Source organism: Kocuria sp. CPCC 205260 (assembly GCF_040981045.1).
In the GTDB taxonomy this organism is placed as follows: Bacteria; Actinomycetota; Actinomycetes; order Actinomycetales; family Micrococcaceae; genus Kocuria; species Kocuria palustris.
In genome coordinates this window covers 292,459-311,954 of record NZ_JAVKPT010000002.1, presented here as the reverse complement: position 1 = coordinate 311,954, position 19,496 = coordinate 292,459, and the positions used below count along the sequence as shown (strand labels likewise).

Here is a 19,496-nt window from a genome sequence, read left to right as displayed (position 1 = left end):
GACGTCAGGACCCTCGACGGCTCGTCGGTGGCATGGTGGCCGTCTTCGGCCAGTGCGCGAGTCCATGTTTCACGTGGAACGCACTGTCTCTGGTGTCCGTCTGCTCTCCGTGCCTCGATTGGCGGGTGCTGCGGAGCGCATCGCGACGGCGAGAGTCTCCGCAGTGCGCGGCGGGACCGCGAAGGCGAGTCACCGTACATGCTGGCCATGCCGCCAGGCGAGGGCACCATTGATCATGGGACAAGTGCTGCCCCTGTGTGGCGACGATGCCATGCGAACTGAGACAACCTACTGTGCGAGCGTTGTCAGGACTGAGGCCGGGTCTCATCAACCCGTAGCAGCTCACGAGATGCGATGATCTGTGTCCAGAGCGGAGGCCAAGGGCCGAAGGCCACGGCTCTGAAAGCCAGGCTCTGCGCGCGGTAGTCAGCTCACTGGTACGCGAGGGCCAAAGGGCATACACCGGCCGGTGTGCGGTACGAGGCGACATGCGGGTGATCCACGCGATCCACGCTCCGGAGACGGAGACCGGCTGCAGCACGTAGAGGTGATTCAGGGGTGAGGCGCACACGCCATGGACTTGGACGGAATGCAGGATGCGTGACGTCCTCCTCGTACCGACTGCGCAATGGGCGTACGCATGCCGTGATGTTTCACGTGGAACGCTGTGGGAATGGCCCCCTAGGGCACTGTCTGGACGACTAGTCGGCTGATGGGCGCGTGTCTTCAACGTCGTAACAGTCGCGGCGAAATTCCTGGATTCTATTCGGGACGTGCGCGTGGACGGCCTTGTGACTGAGCGATGTTCCACGTGAAACGAACACCAGACCGTCAGATGCAGTCCGCTTCGGGAGTGGATAGCGTCCAGGGGCGCTCGATGTTTCACGTGGAACGGCCGCGAAGACCATGCCTTCGCGACTGGAATGCGTCCAGCAAGGCCAGATCAGTCACAATTCGGCCCGGAACTCCGGGTGGTTCCACGTGAAACGCGCGAATCTCTGTCGATGCTCCGTAGACTGTCCGGGTCGTCCAGTAGAGGAGTGTTGTCCATGGCGGAGCGCAAGAGGGGGCTCGGTAGAGGCCTCGGAGCCCTGATTCCCAGTGCACCTGTCGAGAAGCCGTCTTCGGAGTCGAGTGTCCAGAGAAACGACGCTGGGGGTACAGAGGCGCCGCCGGCCGGTAGCGCGGCAGCGCAGTCGGTGTCGACCGTCGCAGCTGATACCGCAGCGGTGAATGCGTCCGATGCGACGGAGAGCAACGACTCCCGTACGGATCGACCTGGGCGAGTCAAGTCGGAGGCTGCACGTTCCGGGACGGGAGCACCCCAGCCTGAGGAGTCCAAGTCGTCGTCTCCCAAGGGGGCTCGCTCCAAGACCGGAGCGGCGACACGAGCGTCCTCGAAGTCTGGAACTGCCGCCTCGCGGAGTGGAAAGGCCTCCACCGCCCCCAAGTCCTCAAAGAAGAAGGGGAACGGAGCGACGACTGCGGCCGGGGCCGCCGTCTCCGAGGCGGATGCGAAGGCGATTGCGGTGGACCCCAAGCACGCCGAGTCGAGCGGTTCTGCGGAGGAGACGACATCGTCCGTTTCACGTGGAACGGGCGGCCGTCGCCGCCCGGTCTCGGCCAGTGCTCGACAGAGCGCCATGAAGTCCCGGATGGATATGGGGGCAGCCCTGCAGAACCGCGGAGGAAGCGGCCGCCCGTCCGACATGTTCTTCACCCCTACTCCCTCGTCCGCGGAATCAGCGGAATCTGCCGATTCTCCGGACGAGGCCTCGGATCAGCAGGAGTCCGTGCAGTCGGCTGCTCCCGCCGCCTCGGACGCCACCACGGAGGTGCACACTTCCGTCACCGAGCCCTCAGAGGGCGCGACGGACGCTGATCGGACGGCTGATGTTTCACGTGGAACGTCGGGGGCTAACGCGGAAGGCGTCGAGCCAGATGCCGTAGCCGCGGAAACCCCTGCGACCGCTGCGGAACTGCCTGCGGATCCCGACACGTCGGACCTCGCCTCAGTCCCCGGCGCGGTGTTCGCGGAAGTCCCCGTGGGCAGCATCCACCCCAACCGGAAGCAGCCGCGTCAGGTCTTCGACGAGGACGAGCTCGCGGAGCTCGCCTACTCCATCGGCGAGCTCGGAGTCCTTCAGCCGATCGTCGTCCGGCCGTCCCGAGAGCCGGACGGTCAGCCCTACGAGCTGGTGATGGGTGAGCGCCGTTGGCGGGCCACTCAGCGCGCGGGCCTCGACACCGTGCCCGCCATCGTCCGCGACACCGCAGATGATGACCTCCTGCGCGATGCACTGCTGGAGAACCTGCATCGCAGCCAGCTGAACCCTCTGGAAGAGGCTGCGGCGTATCAGCAGCTGCTCGAGGAGTTCGGGGCCACTCAGGAGGAGCTGTCTCGACGCATCGGGCGCTCCCGTCCGCAGATCTCCAACACGCTGCGTCTGATGCGCCTGCCACCGCTGGTTCAGCGCCGGGTGGCGGCAGGTGTGCTCTCGGCCGGCCATGCTCGTGCGTTGCTGGCGCTGGAGGATCCTGCCGAGATGGAGCGGCTGGCCCAGCGCATTGTTGCTGAAGGCATGTCGGTGCGCGCTGCTGAGGAGGCAGCATCGCTGTCCAAGCGCGGCAAGCCGGGGCGTCGACCCGCGGCCAGGGCCCAGGAGCGACACAGGGAGCGTCTGGACTATATCGCCGACGCCTTCTCCGACAAGCTGGACACCAGCGTGAAGATCAACCTGGGTGCCCGCAAGGGGCGGATGACGATCGAGTTCGCCTCCGTCGAGGATCTCAATCGCATCATCTCGGTGCTGGATCCGCAGACGCAGGATGCGGCTCAGGAGGACTGAGCGCCTGCTGGCACCTCGCCCAGATCGGTCGTGACGACAGCTCCGGGCGGGGTGCGGCACCGCCTCGCTCCCTGACCGTCTGGTACAGCGCTGAACACGCAGAAGAGCCCCTTTATGTGATGTACGTCACATAAAGGGGCTCTTCGTCGCTCTGGAGGAGGTCAGGCCTTGGGTCGTCGTGCCAGCTCTCGAGCGATATCCGAGGTGCTGAGCGTCCCTGTGGGGTGATCCTGGGAGGACTGCGCGAACATGCGCTGCAGGCCCACGGCGATCGCCTGAGCGATATGCGCTCGGTACTCCCCCCGCTCCAGATCCTCGGACTCCCCGGGGTTGGAGAGGTAGCCCATGTCCAGGTAGATCGTGGGCGCAGGCGTGGTGCGCAGGACGATCCACTGACGGCCATGGCAGCCCAGATCCAGTGCACCCGTGCGTGCGACCATCTCGCGCTGGATCAGCGAGGCGCCGCGCTGGCCGATCGGGGAGAGGGCGTCCTGCTCGGCGCCGGAATTCCCCCAGAAGTACGAGGCCATGCCGCTGGCCTTCTCCGAGCGGTTCCAATCGCATCCGAGCACGACGACCACGGGCTGGCGCACGCCCTCGAGGGCCTCATCCAGGGTGCCGGGAGTCTCGATCACCGTGCCGTCGGCGGCCTGGAGCGGCTGATCGGAGACGACGACGGGATGTGCGCCGATGTCGGCGAGCAGCTCGTGGGCACGAGCTGCGACATCCAAGGAGAGGTCCCGACTGCGCTGCCGATCCGCAGGGGGAGCCTCCGCAGGGCTGGGGTGCTCCCCGATCATGGCGCTGGGCACCAGGATGATGCGGTGCGAGCGCACTGCGCCGTTGGCGGACTCCAGATTGTGGAAGTCGCGCAGAGAGAACGCCTTGGAGTTCGTGATGTTCTTGTTGATCCGGGCCAGGGCCTCGATGGTGCGGTGATCCACTCGGCCGCTGCGCTCCAGTCCCAGGCTCTGCTGCAGCTCCAGCACGGCGAGGTGGGTCTTCTCCTCGAACGCGCCGTTGAGATGGCCGTAGTACAGACCGAGGAGGGACAGATTGTGCTGGAGGCGCTCCACGTCGTCGCCCCGCATGGGCTCCTGGCGGTCCCACTGCAGCGGACGGTCCCCCAGGGTGTACTGGGCCTCGCTGAGGCGCCGTTCGGTCTCCGGGCCCACCACGCCGTCGACGATCAGTCCCCGGCTCTGCTGGAAGGCCCTGACCGCCGTCTCCAGGGCGGCGTCGAACTCGGTGGCCTGAGGGCCGTCCAGGTCGGTGTCCTGGGGCAGCTGGCCGGCGCGCACGAGTCGCTCGCGCAGGACCCGTACGCGGCGGTCGCTGTGGCCGCGGCCCAGGGAGGCGGCAGAGGAGTCGGACATGGAGACCTTACGGAGTCGGGAACGAGGGAAATTCCTTGAATACTAGAGGCACTCGGTGCGTGTGTGCATCTCACCAGCGGGAAGAGGCACCCGAACGGCCCCCGGAAGCCCCCGCGATGGCGGGCTTCCGGGGGCCGTTCGGCAAGTGAGCGAATCAGGCGCCGAGGAACTCGGCGAACTCCTTCTCGAGAGCTGACTTGGGCTTGGCGCCGATGGACTGCTTGGCCACCTCGCCGTTGTTGAAGACGTACACGGCCGGGATGGACGTGATGCCGTACTTGGCGGCGATGGCCTGGTTGTCGTCGACGTTGACCTTCACGACCTTCACGGAGTCGTGCTCCTCGGCGATCGAGTCCAGGACCGGGCCGACCATGCGGCAGGGGCCGCACCATTCGGCCCAGAAATCGACGATGACGGGCTTGTCGGACTGGAGGACCTCGGCCTCGAAGTCGGACTCGTTGACGGCTGCTGCGTTGCTCATGGTGTGCTCCTTCTGGGGTGGTGAGGGTCTGTGGGAGGGCCTGGGATCAGCCGGCGCGGGCGTCCAGGTAGTGCCCGGCGTCGATCGCCGCGGCGCAGCCGGAGCCGGCGGCCGTGATGGCCTGCTTGTAGGTGGGATCCAGGACGTCGCCGGCGGCGAAGACGCCCGGCAGCGAGGTCCGGGACGAGCGGCCGTCGACCTGGACGGTGCCGTCGGGATCGATCGCGAGCTGGTCTGCGAACAGGCCGGTGCGGGGATCGGCGCCGATCGCCACGAACAGGCCGGTCACCGGAAGCGCGGAGGCCTCCTGCGTGACGGTGTCTCGCAGGGTCAGCTCCTCGACCTTGGACTCGCCCGAGATGCCGATGACCTCCTTGTTCCAGAGGATCTCGATCTTGGGGTCCTCGAAGGCGCGCTGCTGCATGATCTCGGAAGCGCGGAACTCGTCGCGGCGGTGGATGATCGTGACCTTGGAGGCGAACTTGGTCAGGAACGTGGCCTCTTCGATCGCGGAGTCTCCGCCGCCCACCACGGCGATGTTCTGCTCGCGGAAGAAGAAGCCGTCGCAGGTCGCGCACCAGGAGACGCCGTGGCCGGACAGCCGCTTCTCGTCCTCCAGGCCGAGCTCGCGGTAGGCGGAGCCGGTGGCCAGGATGACGGCCTTGGCCCGCAGGACCTCGCCGCCCTCGACCGTGATCTCCTTGATGTCGCCCTCGAGCTTCAGCGACAGAGCGTCCTCGTAGCGGACGTCGGCGCCGAAGCGCTCGGCCTGGGCCTGCATGGTGCCCATGAGCTCGGGGCCCAGGATGCCGTCCTGGAATCCCGGGAAGTTCTCGACCTCGGTGGTGTTCATGAGCTCGCCGCCGGCGGTGACCGAGCCGGCGAGCACGATGGGCTTGAGGTTCGCGCGCGCTGCGTAGATGGCGGCGGTGTAGCCCGCCGGCCCCGAGCCCACGATGACGACGTCGTGCACCGTGGCGCTCGGATCGGCAGCCACGGACTGCGCCGCGGACGTCTCCGGGGTGCTCGAGGAGAGGTCGAGGCTGATCGCGGGGCTGAAGTCTGGGCTCACGTTCGCGGTCCTTCTTCCTTCGTGTGCGGTGCTTGCGGTCCGACGGCTGCCGGGCGGACCGGGTGCGGATCGTGCGCGTGTGACAGGCGCTGCGATCCGTCGTCTGCCCGCATAACCAGGGGACAGCAGGAACTATTCCGGCAACCGCGGCAACTTGACTTGACGATGTGTCAGCAAGCTGGAATGAGCTGCGAGCTCAGGAGACCTCGATCTCGGCGATGCGCAGACCGTAGGGGTAGTCGGCGATCGGCTCCTCGAGCGACGGCAGCTCGGTCCACTGGACGATCAGGTAGGGGTGATCGTCCTGCGCGGCCTCGTCGGAGAGCTCCACGGTGGTCTCCGGGCCGTCGAAGGAGCCCTGGCCGATCTCCTCTGCGCCGTCGAGCGACGGGCTGTCCGCGGCGTAGACCGTGAAGGAGCCGCCCGTGCCGCTGGTCTGCTGGATCGTGAGCTCGTGCATGGGGGTGGACTCCTCGAAGCGCACCGCCAGGGCCACGGAGGACACGAGCTGGCCGTAGTCCGCGGCGGAGAAGCCGTAGCTGACCCAGGAGGTCTCGGGATCGCCGTCGATGGCCTGGCTCAGGGTGGCGTCCTGATCGGCCATCAGAGTGGGGTCGTCCGGGACCAGGCGCGTGACGGTGGTGGGAGCGGGGACCGCCTGCTCCGTGGGCGAGGCCGACGCGGAGGGCTCCTCCTCCGGGCCGAAGACCTGCCCGGAGTTGAAGACCTTGCCGAGTCCGCCGAACACGATGCCCGCGCCCACGAGGATGAGCAGCAGGAGCAGCGCGAAGATCAGCGCGAGCCGTCCCTTGCCCCCGGAGCGGCCGGAGCGCGAGGAGCTCGAGCCGCGCGCGGCGGACGAGCCGCCGCTGGACGACGAAGCTGCGGCTGCCGCACCCGTCCCGGCAGCCGCAGCGCCCGAGCGCGAGGAGGCCCCGGAGCGCCGCGAGGACCTGGGCTCCTCGGACTTGGGCCGCGACGCGCCGGCGGGGGCGCTCTGGTAGTCGTACTCGTAGGAGTCGAAGCGGTTGTCGCCGTCGTAGCTGGGGTCGATCGACCCGCTGGCCGACTGCATGCGCTGCTGCGGCTCCGTTCCGCGGCCCGCGGCGGCGCGGTCGAACAGCGTGGCGCGGGTCGAGGCCTCGGAGGCGCGTCGGGGGCGGCCCAGGCGCTTCTCGACCTTGGGCGCGGGCGGGGCCGTCTCGATGTCGTCCTGATCGTCCCAGCGCCCGAAGTCCTGCTCGGCGGTGTCCTCGTACTCGGGGGCATCCGGCTCGCCGTCGTCGAGGACGTAGGCGCCGGCCGAGCTCGAGGAGCGGGGGCGGCCGAAGATGTCGTCGGAGAGGGTGTCGTCGTCCACGGTGCCCGGCTCGGCCAGCAGCTCCTCGAGCAGCACCGCGGGAGCGGCGAACGAGGTCACCAGGTAGGGCGTGGCTCCGGACTGGCCGAGGTCCAGGATGTGCAGATCGGCATCCACGGCGCCGATGGCCATGGTGCGCGCGTTCTCGACCACGCGGGCCGTGTGCGCCTCCGACGGCACGAGGATGGTGACCTCGCGGCCGAGGATCTGGTCCTTGCCGCCGAGCACGTGATCGCCGTCGGAAGTGGTCTGCACCTCGTCGAGGACGATGTAGCGACCACCCAGGACGGTGCCGAGGCTGATGGGCTGGGCCACGAGGTCTCCTGTGGATCTGCGGGTCCGCCGCAGTCAGCGGCAGAACGGGGTAGGGAGCGGCGGGTCAGTCGCAGTGTACTCGGGGGTCCATGCGAGCCGATGAGGACCTCAGCGGCGCAGGCGCGCCGTGAGGGGGGCCATCAGCTCGGGCAGCTCCTTGAGCTTGAACACCTTGAGCATGAACAGGTAGATCACAGCGCTGACGAGACCGCCGATGGCGAGGGTGCCGATGGCGCTGAGCTGCGAGGACCACGGCCAGCCCTCGGGGTCCCAGCCGCCCATGGCGTACAGGACGACGGTCGCCGCGACGGCGGTGACGAGAGCAGCGGCGATCGCGCGGATGTGGGTGTCGATGACCTCGGCGGTGCGGTAGTCGCCGATCGTGCGCACCGCGATCACGTGGTACAGCAGCGTCATCAGGATGTTCTGCCCGGCGTAGCAGGCGGCCACGGCGAAGACGACCAGGTGCGGAGGCATGGTCTGGCTGATGATCACCGCGGCCGCGACCGTGAGGATCGAGACAGCCAGCTGGACCATGAACGGGGTGCGCGCGTCCTCGCGGGAGTAGAAGAGGCGGCCGAGCATGAACGCCGTGGTCATGAACGGGGCGCCGATCGCGATCACCGCGAAGACCTGCCCGATCACCGCACCGGACTCGGGGACGCCGCCGGAGAAGAGCATGCCCAGCGGGCCGGCGAACACGATCATGGCCATCGTGCAGAAGATCGTGGCGATGCCCGAGTAGCGCAGGGCCTGGGACAGCGAGGCCTTGAGGGTCTCGTCGTCGCCCTGGGCGGAGGCCGCTGCCATGGAGTTGAACAGGACCGTGGCGATCGACAGGCCGATGACGCCGTGGGGCAGCGAGTAGAGCATGGCCGCCTGGTCCAGCGACGCGCTGCCGGCGATGTGCTGCGGCGGGTCCATCTCCAGGTACTGCTCGCGGAAGCCCGTGGGGATCGAGGCGGTGCGGGTCAGCGCCAGGAAGGCGAGGTTGGCGACGACGCCCGTGGCAAGCGTCCACACGGAGAGCTTGGCCGCCTGGGAGAGCCCGATGCCGCGCCAGCCGAACTTGGGGCGCAGCCCGAGGCCCAGTCGCTGCAGGGGCCAGAACAGCACGACAGCCTGCAGTGCCACGCCCAGGGTCGTGACCCCGGCCAGCAGCAGGGTCTGGGCGCTGGTCCAGGACTCGAGGGAGTGCTCTGCCTCCGCGAAGCTGCCGAACTGCCGGATGAAGATCAGCAGGCCGGCGATCGCCACGATGTTGTTCACGACGGGCGCCCACATGTACCAGCCGAACGCGCCCTTGGCGTTGAGCACCTGGCCCACGACCGTGTAGACGCCGTAGAAGAAGATCTGCGGGAACGTGAACAGGGCGAACGTGACGCCCAGGGCCAGCTGCTGATCCGACCAGTCCTGGGTCATGACCCGGATGATCGGCACGGTGCAGGCCACCACGACCAGCGTGATCCCGGCCAGGGCGATCACGGCCAGGGTCAGCAGCCGGGAGATGTAGTCGGCGCCGTCGTCGGCGGAGGCCTTGGAGGCCTTGATCACCTGGGGCACCAGCACCGCGTTGAACACGCCGCCGGCCACGAGCACGTAGATGTAGTTCGGCAGGTTGTTCGCGATCTGGAAGATGTCCGCCACCGAGGTCAGCGAGCCGATCGCGACCGTGATGAGGATGGTCTTGACGAAGCCCAGGATCCGGGAGACGAGCGTGCCGGAGGCCATGATGGCGCTGGACATGGCACCGGATCGAGCCACGTGGTCTCCTTCGAGGACGTCGGGCGCCGGGGGCGGCCCGTGCTGGGCCGGGCAGCCCGTGGTGAGGCGCCCGAAGCGGGGGTTCAGAGCTGGTGGATGATGAACTCGCGGGCGATGTCTGCGATGCGCCGCTCGTTCGGGAAGGACAGGCGGCGGCCGAGGTCGTCGATCTTGACCCACGCGACATCCACGGCCTCGTGATCGGGATCGTTCTCGGTGGTCAGCTCGCCGCCCACCGCCTCCAGGAGGAAGTGGTGCACGGTCTTGTGCACGCGGTGCCCCGAGACGGAGAACCAGTAGTCGATGCTGCCCAGCGGAGAGATCACCCTCCCGGCGATCCCGGTCTCCTCCTCGATCTCTCGGACAGCGGCGACGCCGTCCGTCTCCTCGTTCTCCGGGTGGCCCTTGGGGAGGCACCACTCCAGGCGCCCTCCGCGGTTGATCCGGGCGATGATCGCCACCGGCAGATCAGGTGAGTCGAAGTCGACGACGATGCCGCCGGCCGAGACCTCTTCCACCGTGGGCAGCGCAGCGACGGGCCCGGAGGGCCGTCTCTTGGGTGCGCTGGGTACGGGGAAAGCCATGCGCTCAACACTAACGGCTGAGTCTGGGAACGGGCGGAGCCGCCGACGTCCCCCGGCGGTCCGCGACGCGTCCCCGCAGGGCAGAGGCCGGGGGTCTGGAATGATGGGCGTGATGACCCAGCAGCTCGACACCTCCGCCGTCCCCTCCGTCGTCCTGGAGGCGGGCCGCCGCTTCGCCGATGCCGGCCACGACCTCTCCCTCGTGGGCGGCCCCGTGCGCGATCTCTTCCTGGGCCGGGTCGCCACGGACCTGGACTTCACCACGGATGCCACCCCCGATCAGACCCTGGCGGCGGTGCGCGGGTGGGCGGATGCCACGTGGGAGATCGGCCGCGACTTCGGCACGATCGGGATGCGTCGAGGGGATCAGCAGCTCGAGATCACCACGTACCGGGCGGAGGCCTACGACCCTTCCTCCCGCAAACCGATCGTCGCCTTCGGGGACTCCCTCGAGGACGACCTGGTCCGGCGCGACTTCACGATCAACGCGATGGCGCTGCGGCTGCCGTCGATGGAGCTGGTGGATCCCCACGGAGGCGTGCGAGATCTGGCCGCCGGCGTGCTGCGCACCCCGGGCTCCCCGCACTCGTCGTTCGACGACGACCCCCTGCGCATGATGCGCGCAGCCCGCTTCGCCTCCCAGCTCGACCTGCAGGTCGCCCCGGAGGTCCTGGCGGCCATGACGGAGATGTCGCAGCGTCTGGAGATCGTCTCGGCGGAGCGCGTGAGGGAGGAGCTGATCAAGCTCCTGTGCGGCAGGGCCCCGCGCCGCGGGGTGGAGATCATGGTCGACACCGGCCTGGCCGACGTCGTGCTGCCGGAGGTGCCCGCGCTGAAGCTCGAGACCGACGAGGCCCACCATCACAAGGACGTCTACCAGCACTCGCTGACCGTGATGGAGCAGGCCGCGGAGCTGGAGACCGGCCCCGACGGCCCCGTGCCGAGCCCGGACCTGGTCCTGCGGCTGGCGGCGCTGCTGCACGACGTCGGCAAGCCAGCGACCCGGCGCTTCGGCCCGGACGGCGCGGTCACCTTCCGCCACCACGAGACGGTGGGGGCCAAGATCGTGAAGAAGCGCATGAAGGCGCTGCGCTTCGACAACGACACGATCGCCGCCGTCACCCGCCTGGTCGAGCTGCACATGCGCTTCTACGGCTACGGCGACGCCGAGTGGACCGATTCCGCGGTGCGCCGCTACGTGCGCGACGCCGGCCCCCAGCTCGAGCGCCTGCACCGCCTCACCCGTTCTGACGTCACGACCCGCAACCGCCGCAAGGCCGCGCGCCTGGCGCGGACGTACGACGAGCTCGAGCAGCGGATCGCGCAGCTGGCCGATCAGGAGGAGCTGGAGTCCATGCGCCCCGACCTCGACGGCGAGCAGATCATGGCGATCCTGGGCATCCCCCCGGGGCCGCAGGTGGGGAAGGCCTATAAGCACCTGCTCGAGCTGCGCCTGGACGAGGGCTCTCTGGGTGAGGAGGAGGCCGAGAAGCGGCTGAGGGCTTGGTGGGAGAGCCAGTGAGCGCACCCGCGCAGTCCGAGACGGGCCGGAGGGGCTGGCGGTCGCCGCGCGGCATGCGCTCCGGGCAGTGGCTGTGGCTGCTGCTCGGGCTCGGCACCTGGACCATGATCGTGGCCTGGCTGCTGCGCTTCTCGTGCCATCAGCTGGGGTGGAACGGGGCGCACACCCAGCAGCTCGTCTGCTACTCCGACATCGGCTACCTGTTCACGACCCGGGGGATGTCCGACGGGAGCTTCGCCTACCTGTCGCAGGATCCCTCCGCGCTGCTGGAGTACCCGCTTCTGCAGAGCCTGATCGCCACGGCGACGGGTCGTGCCGCCTACGGCCTGGGCGAGGGGCTGCCCGTGCCGACGGTGCAGAACATCTACTTCGATCTCAATGCCGCGCTGCTGCTGCTCGTGTGGCTCGCCGTCGTGGTGATGGTCGCGGCCATGGGCACTTCCACGGTCCACACCGCGGCGCTGGCCGTCTCCCCGGCGGTGGCCGCCACGGCCCTGATCAACTGGGATCTGTGGCCGGTGCTGACCTCGGTAGCCGCGCTTCTGGCCTTCCAGCGCAGCCGCTGGGCCGTCGGCGGCGTGCTGCTGGGACTGGGCACGGCTCTGAAGCTGTGGCCGTTCGTGATGCTCGGGGCGGTGATCGTGCTGGCGCTGCGCCGGCGCGAGCTGCGCCCGGCGGTCATGGCGGTCGTCTCGGCCGTCGTCGCATGGGTGGTCGTCAACGTGCCCTTCGCCCTGTGGGACCGCCAGCAGTGGAGCTGGTTCTGGAGCTTCTCGGGTGAGCGCGGTGCCGGGTTCTCGTCGATCTACCACGTGTGGAACGTCGTGTGGGCGCCGGAGCTGGGCGCGCAGCCGCTGGCGGCGGAGTCGCTCAACGTGATCGCCTACGGGGTGTTCGCCCTGTGCTGCGCGGGAGTCCTGGTGCTCGGGCTGAAAGCCAGGCGCGAGCCCACCCTCGCGGAGCTGTCCCTGCTGATCGTGGCCGCCTTCGTGCTGACCAACAAGGTCTACTCCCCGCAGTTCGTGCTCTGGCTCGTCCCGCTGGTGATCCTGGCCGCCCCCCGGCTGCGGGAGTACGCGGTGTGGCAGGTCATCGAGGTCGCGCACTGGATCGCGGTCTTCACCTGGCTGTACTCGATGGTCGCGGATCAGCCGAATGCGGAGGCGATGGGCCGCTTCTATGCCGCGGCCGTCGTGCTGCACATCCTGGCCGTGGTGTGGCTGTGCGCCCGGGTGGTCGTGCGCCTCCTGCGCGGCCTGCCGGCCTACGACCCGGACCGGATCGGCGGGAGCGCCGCCGAGACCGGGTCCTCCCCGGCTATCCTGAGCGCGGATCGCAGTGCCGGATCCTTCCCTGCGCGGCCGCTGACCACCGCCGGGGAACCAGACACCCGAGCAGGAGGGGCAGGACGCCATGGCTGACGGACGCCCCGGCAGGCGCGGGACCAACGGTCTCGTGCTCTTCGTGCTCGGCATCCTGGCCGTGCTGCTCTCCTTCCTGCTGCGGGTCCCGTGCCGCGTGCCGGAGTGGAGCGTCGACTCCCGCTTCCCGGGCCTGTGCGCCGCCGAGCTGCAGCCCGGCGACCTCTCCGTGACGCCCGGGGGCATGCTCTCCGGCTTCTTCACGGGAGGCCCCACGGGCGATCAGCCGATCGTCGTGGGCATGTTCACGTCGATCCTGGGCTGGATGACCACTGGTCTGGCCGAGGCCTTCAGCTTCGAGATCACCCCGAACACGGTCCTGGACCTCACCGTCTTCCTCACGGCCCTCGTGTGGGTCGTGACCATCACCGCGGTCGCCTCGCTGTCCGGCAAGCAGCCCTCGGACCCCGTGGTCCTGGCCTTCGCGCCCACCGTCCTGCTGGTCGGATTCACCTCCTGGGACCTGTGGGCCGTGATGTTCATGATGCTCGCGGTCGCCTCCTACATCCGGGGCTCGCCGGGAGTCGCCGGCGTGTGGATCGGGCTCGGCGCCACGGTCAGCTTCCTGCCGCTGCTCGTGCTGATCGCCATCCTGTTCCTGGCCGCGCGCTACCGCTACCTGGGCGACTTCATCAGCGCGCTCGTGGTCTCGCTGATCGTCTTCGCCATGGTCAACGGGCCGTTCATGGTCCAGGAGTTCGACCGCTGGCGCGAGCGCATGGGCGAGACCATGCGCTCGCCGGTCTCGAGCGACTCCGGCTGGAGCGTGTGGAACGCCCTGGGCGCACCGGCCACCGGACTGTCGATCGACTCCGCGAACCTGGACCAGATCTCCATGATCGCGATCCTGCTCGGGGTCGTGGCGGTGCTGCTGGTGAGCGTGCTGGCCGGCAAGGAGCCGAGCATCGTCCAGGTGCTGCTCATGCTGCTGGCCGTCTTCCTGCTCTTCAGCCGGGACTGGTCGCTGCTGCAGTCCGTGTGGCTCGTCCCGCTGGTGATCCTGGCCAGGCGCAGCTGGCTCGAGTTCTTCCTGTGGCAGGCCGTGGAGATCGGCTACTGGGCCACCATGAACGCCCCGGCCGGGGCCTGGGAGACCCAGCCGCTGTTCGGCGACTGGGGCTGGTCGCCGCAGGCCCTGCTGGCCGCGGCGCGCTACCTGTTCCTGATCTGGTTCATCGTCATCGTCGCCGTGGACATGCAGCGAGGCCGCCGTGCGACCCAGATCGGTGTGGCCGCGAGGAACGCATGAGCCAAGAGGTCGGCGCCTCCGCAGAGGCAGAACCCGAGCTCGATCAGGACGTCCAGGAGCTCGGTCCCGCCGAGCAGCGGCGCCGCCGACGCCTGCGCCGGTCGCTGTGGACCTGGCTGATCGTCGTGGTCCTGCTCATCAGCGCCGGCGGCACCGCCCTGAACTGGTTCATGGTGGATCGCGACCCGGAGGAGCCGGTCGAGGACTGGCTCGACGCCATGGTCGACGGACGCTCGCGCCAGGCCCTCGCCCTGTTCGGCGACTCACGGGGCGGGACCGGCGCCGAGAGCATGCCGAATGCGGCATACAGGCAGGCCGAGGGACGGATCAGCTCCTGGGAGATCGTGGACGTCCATCGCGACGGCGATCGGGCCCAGGTCACCGCCTCGGTGCGCTGGCCGGACGGGCAGGTCCCGGAGGGCGCCGAGCAGGGCGAGGAGCACACCTGGTCGGTGCACCAGGTCCGGCGCACCGGGCCCCTCAACGACAGCTGGGAGATGGACGGCGTGGATGCCAGCACGCTGACGGTGGCTGCTCCCGGGATCCGGGACCTCTCGATCAACGGCGAGCGGATCCGTCTGGACCCCGAGGATCGCACCGTGGCCGACGGCGCCGGGGGCAAGTGGCAGTGGGAGGCCCTGCCGGGGAGGTTCGCCGTGGATCTGCCCCGAGGCGACGACTACGTCCTGGCCGAGCCGATCGATCCGGCCGAGGTCCTGGTCGGCGATCCGCAGCCGCAGGAGGTCGTCGTGGAGCTGGAGCCCTCCCCGCAGCTGTGGGCCGAGGTGGACCAGGAGATCGTCCGCAGCGTCGAGAGCTGCATGGACTCGACCTCCGTGAGCCCCGACGCATGCCCGGCCTCGCGCCGCTGGGCGGAGGGAGGCGTGCCCCGCGCCGATGCCGCGGACAACGCGGAGATCGAGGTCCCCGAATCCGATCTGAAGGATCCCAAGGCAGGGGCCGAGATCTCCGAGGTCGAGTGGGAGCTGGTCTCGCGGCCGCCGCTGTGGCTGGTCGCCGAGGAGGACTCCGACTCGCAGCTCGACTGGGTCGCCGACGAGACGGCGCAGGCGGAGGCTCGGCTGTCCTACCTGGAAGACGGCAAGAGGGTCGAGGAGATCGTCAGCTTCCCCGTGCATGTGGACGTCACCTCCGACGGCAGGGACGCCGAGATCGACGTCGCGCTGCGCTGAGGGCCTCCCCGCAGCGGGCGGGCGCTGAGGGCCCGTCGCATGCCGCAGCGGCCATGGACCCCGGGTCGGCGGTGGTGTACAGTCGATCAGTCTGTGCGAACAGGGCCCCGTCGGGGCCGACTGCCGCAGACTCGCATTGAACCTCCTGCTGCGGAGAGACCGCAGCCGTTCCAGCCCGAAGGAGGTGGGTTCTTTCCATGCGCGAATACGAGCTGATGGTCATCATCAACCCGGAGGTCGACGACCGCGCGGTCGAGCCGACCCTGAAGAAGTTCCTCGAGGTCGTCACCCGTGAGAACGGCACCGTCGACAACATCGACATCTGGGGTCGCCGCCGTCTCGCCTACGAGATCCAGAAGAAGTCCGAGGGCATCTACGCCGTCGTGCGCTTCCACGCCGAGCCCGCTACCTCGCAGGAGCTCGACCGTGTGCTGAACCTCAACGAGGCGATCATGCGCACCAAGATCATCCGCCCCGAGGAGCAGCGGATCCACCCGCACCACGACGTCAACGGCGAGCCCGTCGCCGAGACCGCCGAGGCCTGAGCAGATCGGCGCCGGTGACGGCGCGAGCTGCATCGGGTGCGATCCCACCGACTCCGTCCTGGGCGGCGGAGGAGGATGGGGGAGCACCAGCCCCATCACCGCGAGTTCTCCGGAAGGAGAGTCCCATGGCCGGCGACACCATCATCACCATCATCGGCAATCTGACCGCTGAGCCCGAGCTGCGCTTCACGCCGTCGGGTGCGGCCGTCGCGAACTTCACGATCGCGTCGACCCCGCGCCAGTTCGACCGCCAGTCCAACGAGTGGAAGGACGGCGAGACGCTGTTCATGCGCTGCTCGGTGTGGCGCGAGGCGGCGGAGAACGTCGCCGAGACGCTGCAGAAGGGCATGCGCGTCATCGCCCAAGGGCGGCTCAAGTCCCGGTCCTTCGACACGAAGGAAGGCGACCGCCGCACCGTGATGGAGCTCGACGTCGATGAGATCGGCCCGTCGCTGCGCTTCGCCTCGGCGAAGGTCAACCGCCAGTCCCGCGGAGGCGGGTCCGGCGGCGGTTTCAGCGGCGGCGGACAGCAGTCCGGCGGCTCCGGCGGCTGGGACAATGGCGGCGGGGGCGGCTTCGGCGGCAACCGCGGCGGCCAGTCCTCCGGCGGCTACAACCAGGGCGGTCAGGGCGGTGGGCGCCAGCAGGCGGCCCCGCAGAACGATCCCTGGGGCCAGTCCGCCGGCGGCAGCTACGACTGGGGCACCGGACAGGACGACGAGCCGCCGTTCTGATCGGCGGCCCGAGCGCCTGAGCCCTCGCACCTACCCGGCGCAGAACCGGGAGACACAACACATTTCCATCCCGCAGAGCACTGCGGGCTCCACGCTTCAGAAGGAGCACCACGATGGCGAAGCATGAGATTCGCAAGCCCAAGCCGAAGGCGAACCCGCTCAAGGCCGCAGGCGTCACCGAGATCGACTACAAGGACGTTGCGCTGCTGCGCAAGTTCATCTCCGACCGCGGCAAGATCCGCGCGCGTCGCGTGACCGGCGTCTCCGTCCAGGAGCAGCGCAAGATCGCCCAGGCCGTCAAGAACGCCCGTGAGGTCGCCCTGCTCCCCTACGCCGGCTCCGGCCGCTGATCGGAAAGGAACACACTCATGGCAAAGATCATCCTGACGCACGAGGTCTCCAACCTCGGTTCCGCCGGTGACGTGGTCGAGGTCAAGGACGGGTACGCCCGCAACTACCTCTTCCCCCGCGGCTTCGCGACCCAGTGGTCCAAGGGCGCCGAGCGCCAGATCGAGTCCATCAAGGCCGCTCGTGCGGCCCGTGAGCTCGCCTCGCTCGAGGACGCGCAGGCCCTGGCGGCCTCGCTGACCTCGGCCACCGTCACGGTCCCGGCCAAGGCCGGCGCCGAGGGCCGTCTGTTCGGCTCGATCAAGGCCGAGCAGGTCGCCGACGCCGTCAAGGCCGCCGGCCTGGGCGAGATCGACAAGCGCAAGGTCGAGATCCGCGAGCAGGTCCGCACCGTCGGCACCTACCAGGCCACCGTGCGCCTGCACGAGGACGTCAACGCGAACATCGAGTTCGAGGTCGTCCCCGCCTGATCCTTCGGGTGAGCCGTCCTGCACGGCACGCCTGACCGACGAGCCGTCGCCCCTTTCCGGGGCGGCGGCTCATCGTCGTTGCCGGGCCTGTCGGGCGCCGGCGGGGGGCGGCTCTGCCCCTGACAGGTCACCGTTCGGCGGATGACGACGACGGCCCTGCGCAGCGACACAGGGCAGGCCCTGATGTGGTCCCTTGCGCGGTGATCTCGCATCTGTTCCCGGCCCTCGGGGCACGGGCGCGGCGCGGATCTGCTGCGGGCGCATGACCCGTCCCCAGGACGGCCGACTTCTGCGCCGACCAGCACCGACGCCGGCGTCGTCTCCCGTGCTACGTTCCCGGCGGCGGCTACGCCGACCCGACCTCGGAATCCGCCAGGGCACAGCAGATCGTGCACGAAGAGGTCGGCGGGGAGGCGAGCCTCGTCGTCCTGGTCCGAGCCCCCGAAGGCTCCCAGGCAGCCGACTCCGCTGACGTGGGGGAGGAGATCGCCGCGGATCTGCGCGAGCACGACGGCATCGTGTCCGTCCATGCCTTCAGCGATCCCGGCATGAGCGACCCGCTGAGCTCTGACGACGGCCGCACGGGCATGGTCGTCGCGCACATCGAGGGCACCTTGGCCGAGCAGACTGAGATCTCCACGGAGCTCGTGGACCAGCTGAGCCAGGAGCGCGGCGACGGCACCGAGGTGCTGGTGGGCGGCTCCGCGCCCATGATCGCCTCGAACAGCCAGCAGGTGATCAAGGACCTGGGGCTGGCCGAGCACATCGCCGTGCCCATCACGCTGGTGCTCCTGCCGGCGGTGCTGGGCGTGGTGACGCTCGTGTTCCAGCACGGCTGGCTCTCCGGGTTCCTGGGCTTCACGCGGGGCCCGCTGGACATGTCCATGCCCGTGCTGCTGTTCTGCATCGCCTTCGGGCTGTCGGTGGGCTTCGAGCTGTTCCTGATCGGGCGCATGAAGGAGTTGTGGGAGCAGACGGGCAGCAACCGCATGGCGGTCGTGGAGGGGCTCGCGCACACCGGGCGCATCAACACACTCGCGGCGCTGGTGCTCTCGGTGTCGTTCGCGGCCTTCGGGACGAGCCAGGTGAGCTTCATGCAGCTGTTCGGCCTGGGTACGGCGTTCGCGATCCTGCTCGATGCGACCCTGGTGCGCGGCGTCCTGGTGCCCGCGTTCATGCGGATCGCCGGGCGGGCCAACTGGTGGGCACCGGCCCCGCTGCGGTGGTTGCACGATCGGATCGGGCTGGCGGAGGCCCCCGAGGATCCGCATACGGGCCCCTTGGCGCAGCGCGAGCCGGAGGAGTTCGGGGATCACATCACGTCGCCGTCGGCCCGACGACGCCGCGGCCGCCATGTGGCCGACACGGCGCCGCGGCACCGGAAGGGACCGTGGTGAGGGTCCCGTCAGTCGGTCCGCGCTCTCAGCGCGGGATGATCTCCGACTGATCCTGAGTCAGGGCCTGATCGAAGAACGCCAGCTCGTGGCGGCAGCCTGCCAGATAGGCCCGCTGTGCTGCCGCACGGCCTGATTCCGAGCTCTGTGCGAGCTCCCGCTCGACGCGCTCCAGGGCTGCAGCGGTTGCAGCCACGAACTCGGGATCGCGGTAGGTCTCCAGCCATGCGGCATACGGGTGATCCGGCTCCACGGTCGGCAGACAGGCTCCGACCTGGGCGTAGAGCCAGAAGCAGGGGAGCACTGCAGCAGCGCCGACAGCTCGGTCCTGTCCCAGGGCGGCGGCCAGCAGGAAGTCCGTGTAGGCCGCGGTGACGGTGCTGGCGGGCTCGTCGGCGGCCTCCGGACGGGCGGCCATCCAGGTGCGGTGCAGCTGGGCCTCCTCCGTGAGGCAGCCGACCGAGGCCTGTGCCCACGCGAGCTGGTCCGGGGCGTGATCGCAGCGTGCGGACAGAGCCGCCAGGGCCCGGGCGTAGCCGGCCAGATACAGGGCGTCCTGGGCGAGGTAGAACGTGAACCGCGCGTCGTCAAGGGTTCCGTCCAGCAGGGCGCGCACGAATCTCGAGTCCTGGATCTCGGCTGCCGTCTGCGCGCCGGCGTCCCACAGCGACTGCGTCCATGGACCGGCCGCTTCGACGGCGGGCTGGGGGGCGATGTTCGAGGTGGAGCTCATCAGGGACATCCCTTCGCCAGTGCGAGCTGGAGCAGGTTCCACGGGTCTGATCTCAGCGCCGGCGGCGCACCCCGTGTCCGCAGCCC

Annotated in this window: 16 protein-coding genes, 1 pseudogene and 1 riboswitch; of the genes and pseudogenes, 10 read left to right on the top strand and 7 right to left on the bottom strand. The window is 69.2% G+C overall.

Annotated features, from left to right (window positions below):
* The first annotated feature begins 1,709 nt into the window (after positions 1-1,709).
* A complete protein-coding gene (locus tag RF645_RS06125; RefSeq protein ID WP_235044733.1) occupies positions 1,710-2,849 on the top strand; it encodes a ParB/RepB/Spo0J family partition protein in 1,140 nt (379 codons plus the stop codon).
* Positions 2,850-3,010: 161 nt separating this feature from the next.
* Here the strand turns inward: RF645_RS06125 and RF645_RS06120 are convergent, their stop codons facing one another.
* The 6 genes from RF645_RS06120 to RF645_RS06095 form a co-directional block, all read right to left on the bottom strand.
* Positions 3,011-4,225 carry a peptidoglycan-binding protein gene (locus RF645_RS06120; protein WP_368818767.1) on the bottom strand — a complete coding sequence of 405 codons (1,215 nt, stop codon included), beginning with the start codon at positions 4,223-4,225 and terminating at the stop codon, positions 3,011-3,013.
* Between the two features lie 154 nt (positions 4,226-4,379).
* The gene (gene trxA, locus RF645_RS06115; protein ID WP_006214374.1) at positions 4,380-4,706 is read right to left on the bottom strand and encodes a thioredoxin; all 327 of its coding nucleotides are present in this window, start codon (positions 4,704-4,706) and stop codon (positions 4,380-4,382) included.
* Between the two features lie 46 nt (positions 4,707-4,752).
* The gene (trxB, locus tag RF645_RS06110; protein WP_006214373.1) at positions 4,753-5,778 is read right to left on the bottom strand and encodes a thioredoxin-disulfide reductase; all 1,026 of its coding nucleotides are present in this window, start codon (positions 5,776-5,778) and stop codon (positions 4,753-4,755) included.
* Positions 5,779-5,974: 196 nt separating this feature from the next.
* Complete coding sequence (locus RF645_RS06105; RefSeq protein ID WP_006214372.1) at positions 5,975-7,453, bottom strand: hypothetical protein; 1,479 nt, start codon at positions 7,451-7,453, stop codon at positions 5,975-5,977.
* Between the two features lie 108 nt (positions 7,454-7,561).
* Positions 7,562-9,217, bottom strand: coding sequence for a murein biosynthesis integral membrane protein MurJ (murJ, locus tag RF645_RS06100; protein WP_024289503.1), 1,656 nt, complete (start codon positions 9,215-9,217; stop codon positions 7,562-7,564).
* 83 nt (positions 9,218-9,300) lie between these two features.
* On the bottom strand, positions 9,301-9,801 hold the full coding sequence (locus RF645_RS06095) for an NUDIX hydrolase (RefSeq protein WP_024289504.1): 501 nt from the start codon (positions 9,799-9,801) through the stop codon (positions 9,301-9,303).
* A 112-nt stretch (positions 9,802-9,913) separates the two neighbouring features.
* On the opposite strand from RF645_RS06095, the gene RF645_RS06090 reads away from it, so the two are divergent.
* The 9 genes and pseudogenes from RF645_RS06090 to RF645_RS06050 all read left to right on the top strand — a co-directional run.
* A complete protein-coding gene (locus tag RF645_RS06090) occupies positions 9,914-11,323 on the top strand; it encodes a CCA tRNA nucleotidyltransferase (RefSeq protein ID WP_081749196.1) in 1,410 nt (469 codons plus the stop codon).
* Complete coding sequence (locus RF645_RS06085) at positions 11,320-12,744, top strand: glycosyltransferase family 87 protein (protein WP_368818765.1); 1,425 nt, start codon at positions 11,320-11,322, stop codon at positions 12,742-12,744. The genes RF645_RS06090 and RF645_RS06085 overlap by 4 nt, the downstream gene beginning before the upstream one ends.
* The gene (locus RF645_RS06080) at positions 12,737-13,993 is read left to right on the top strand and encodes a glycosyltransferase 87 family protein (protein WP_235444542.1); all 1,257 of its coding nucleotides are present in this window, start codon (positions 12,737-12,739) and stop codon (positions 13,991-13,993) included. Before RF645_RS06085 ends, RF645_RS06080 begins: the two co-directional genes overlap by 8 nt.
* A complete protein-coding gene (locus tag RF645_RS06075) occupies positions 13,990-15,186 on the top strand; it encodes a hypothetical protein (RefSeq protein WP_368818764.1) in 1,197 nt (398 codons plus the stop codon). The genes RF645_RS06080 and RF645_RS06075 overlap by 4 nt, the downstream gene beginning before the upstream one ends.
* Before the next feature lie 197 nt (positions 15,187-15,383).
* The gene (rpsF, locus tag RF645_RS06070; protein ID WP_024289509.1) at positions 15,384-15,731 is read left to right on the top strand and encodes a 30S ribosomal protein S6; all 348 of its coding nucleotides are present in this window, start codon (positions 15,384-15,386) and stop codon (positions 15,729-15,731) included.
* Positions 15,732-15,856: 125 nt separating this feature from the next.
* Entirely contained in the window at positions 15,857-16,465 is a 609-nt protein-coding gene (locus tag RF645_RS06065; protein ID WP_006214362.1) for a single-stranded DNA-binding protein, read from the top strand.
* 113 nt (positions 16,466-16,578) lie between these two features.
* Complete coding sequence (gene rpsR, locus RF645_RS06060) at positions 16,579-16,815, top strand: 30S ribosomal protein S18 (protein ID WP_006214361.1); 237 nt, start codon at positions 16,579-16,581, stop codon at positions 16,813-16,815.
* 18 nt (positions 16,816-16,833) lie between these two features.
* Positions 16,834-17,283, top strand: coding sequence for a 50S ribosomal protein L9 (gene rplI / locus RF645_RS06055; protein WP_006214360.1), 450 nt, complete (start codon positions 16,834-16,836; stop codon positions 17,281-17,283).
* Between the two features lie 374 nt (positions 17,284-17,657).
* A pseudogene (locus RF645_RS06050) lies at positions 17,658-18,680 on the top strand (MMPL family transporter); the annotation flags it as partial.
* 25 nt (positions 18,681-18,705) lie between these two features.
* Here the strand turns inward: RF645_RS06050 and RF645_RS06045 are convergent.
* A complete protein-coding gene (locus tag RF645_RS06045; protein ID WP_082331108.1) occupies positions 18,706-19,410 on the bottom strand; it encodes a hypothetical protein in 705 nt (234 codons plus the stop codon).
* A riboswitch (TPP riboswitch) is annotated at positions 19,402-19,494 on the bottom strand. Its footprint overlaps the gene before it by 9 nt.
* Positions 19,495-19,496 lie beyond the last annotated feature (2 nt).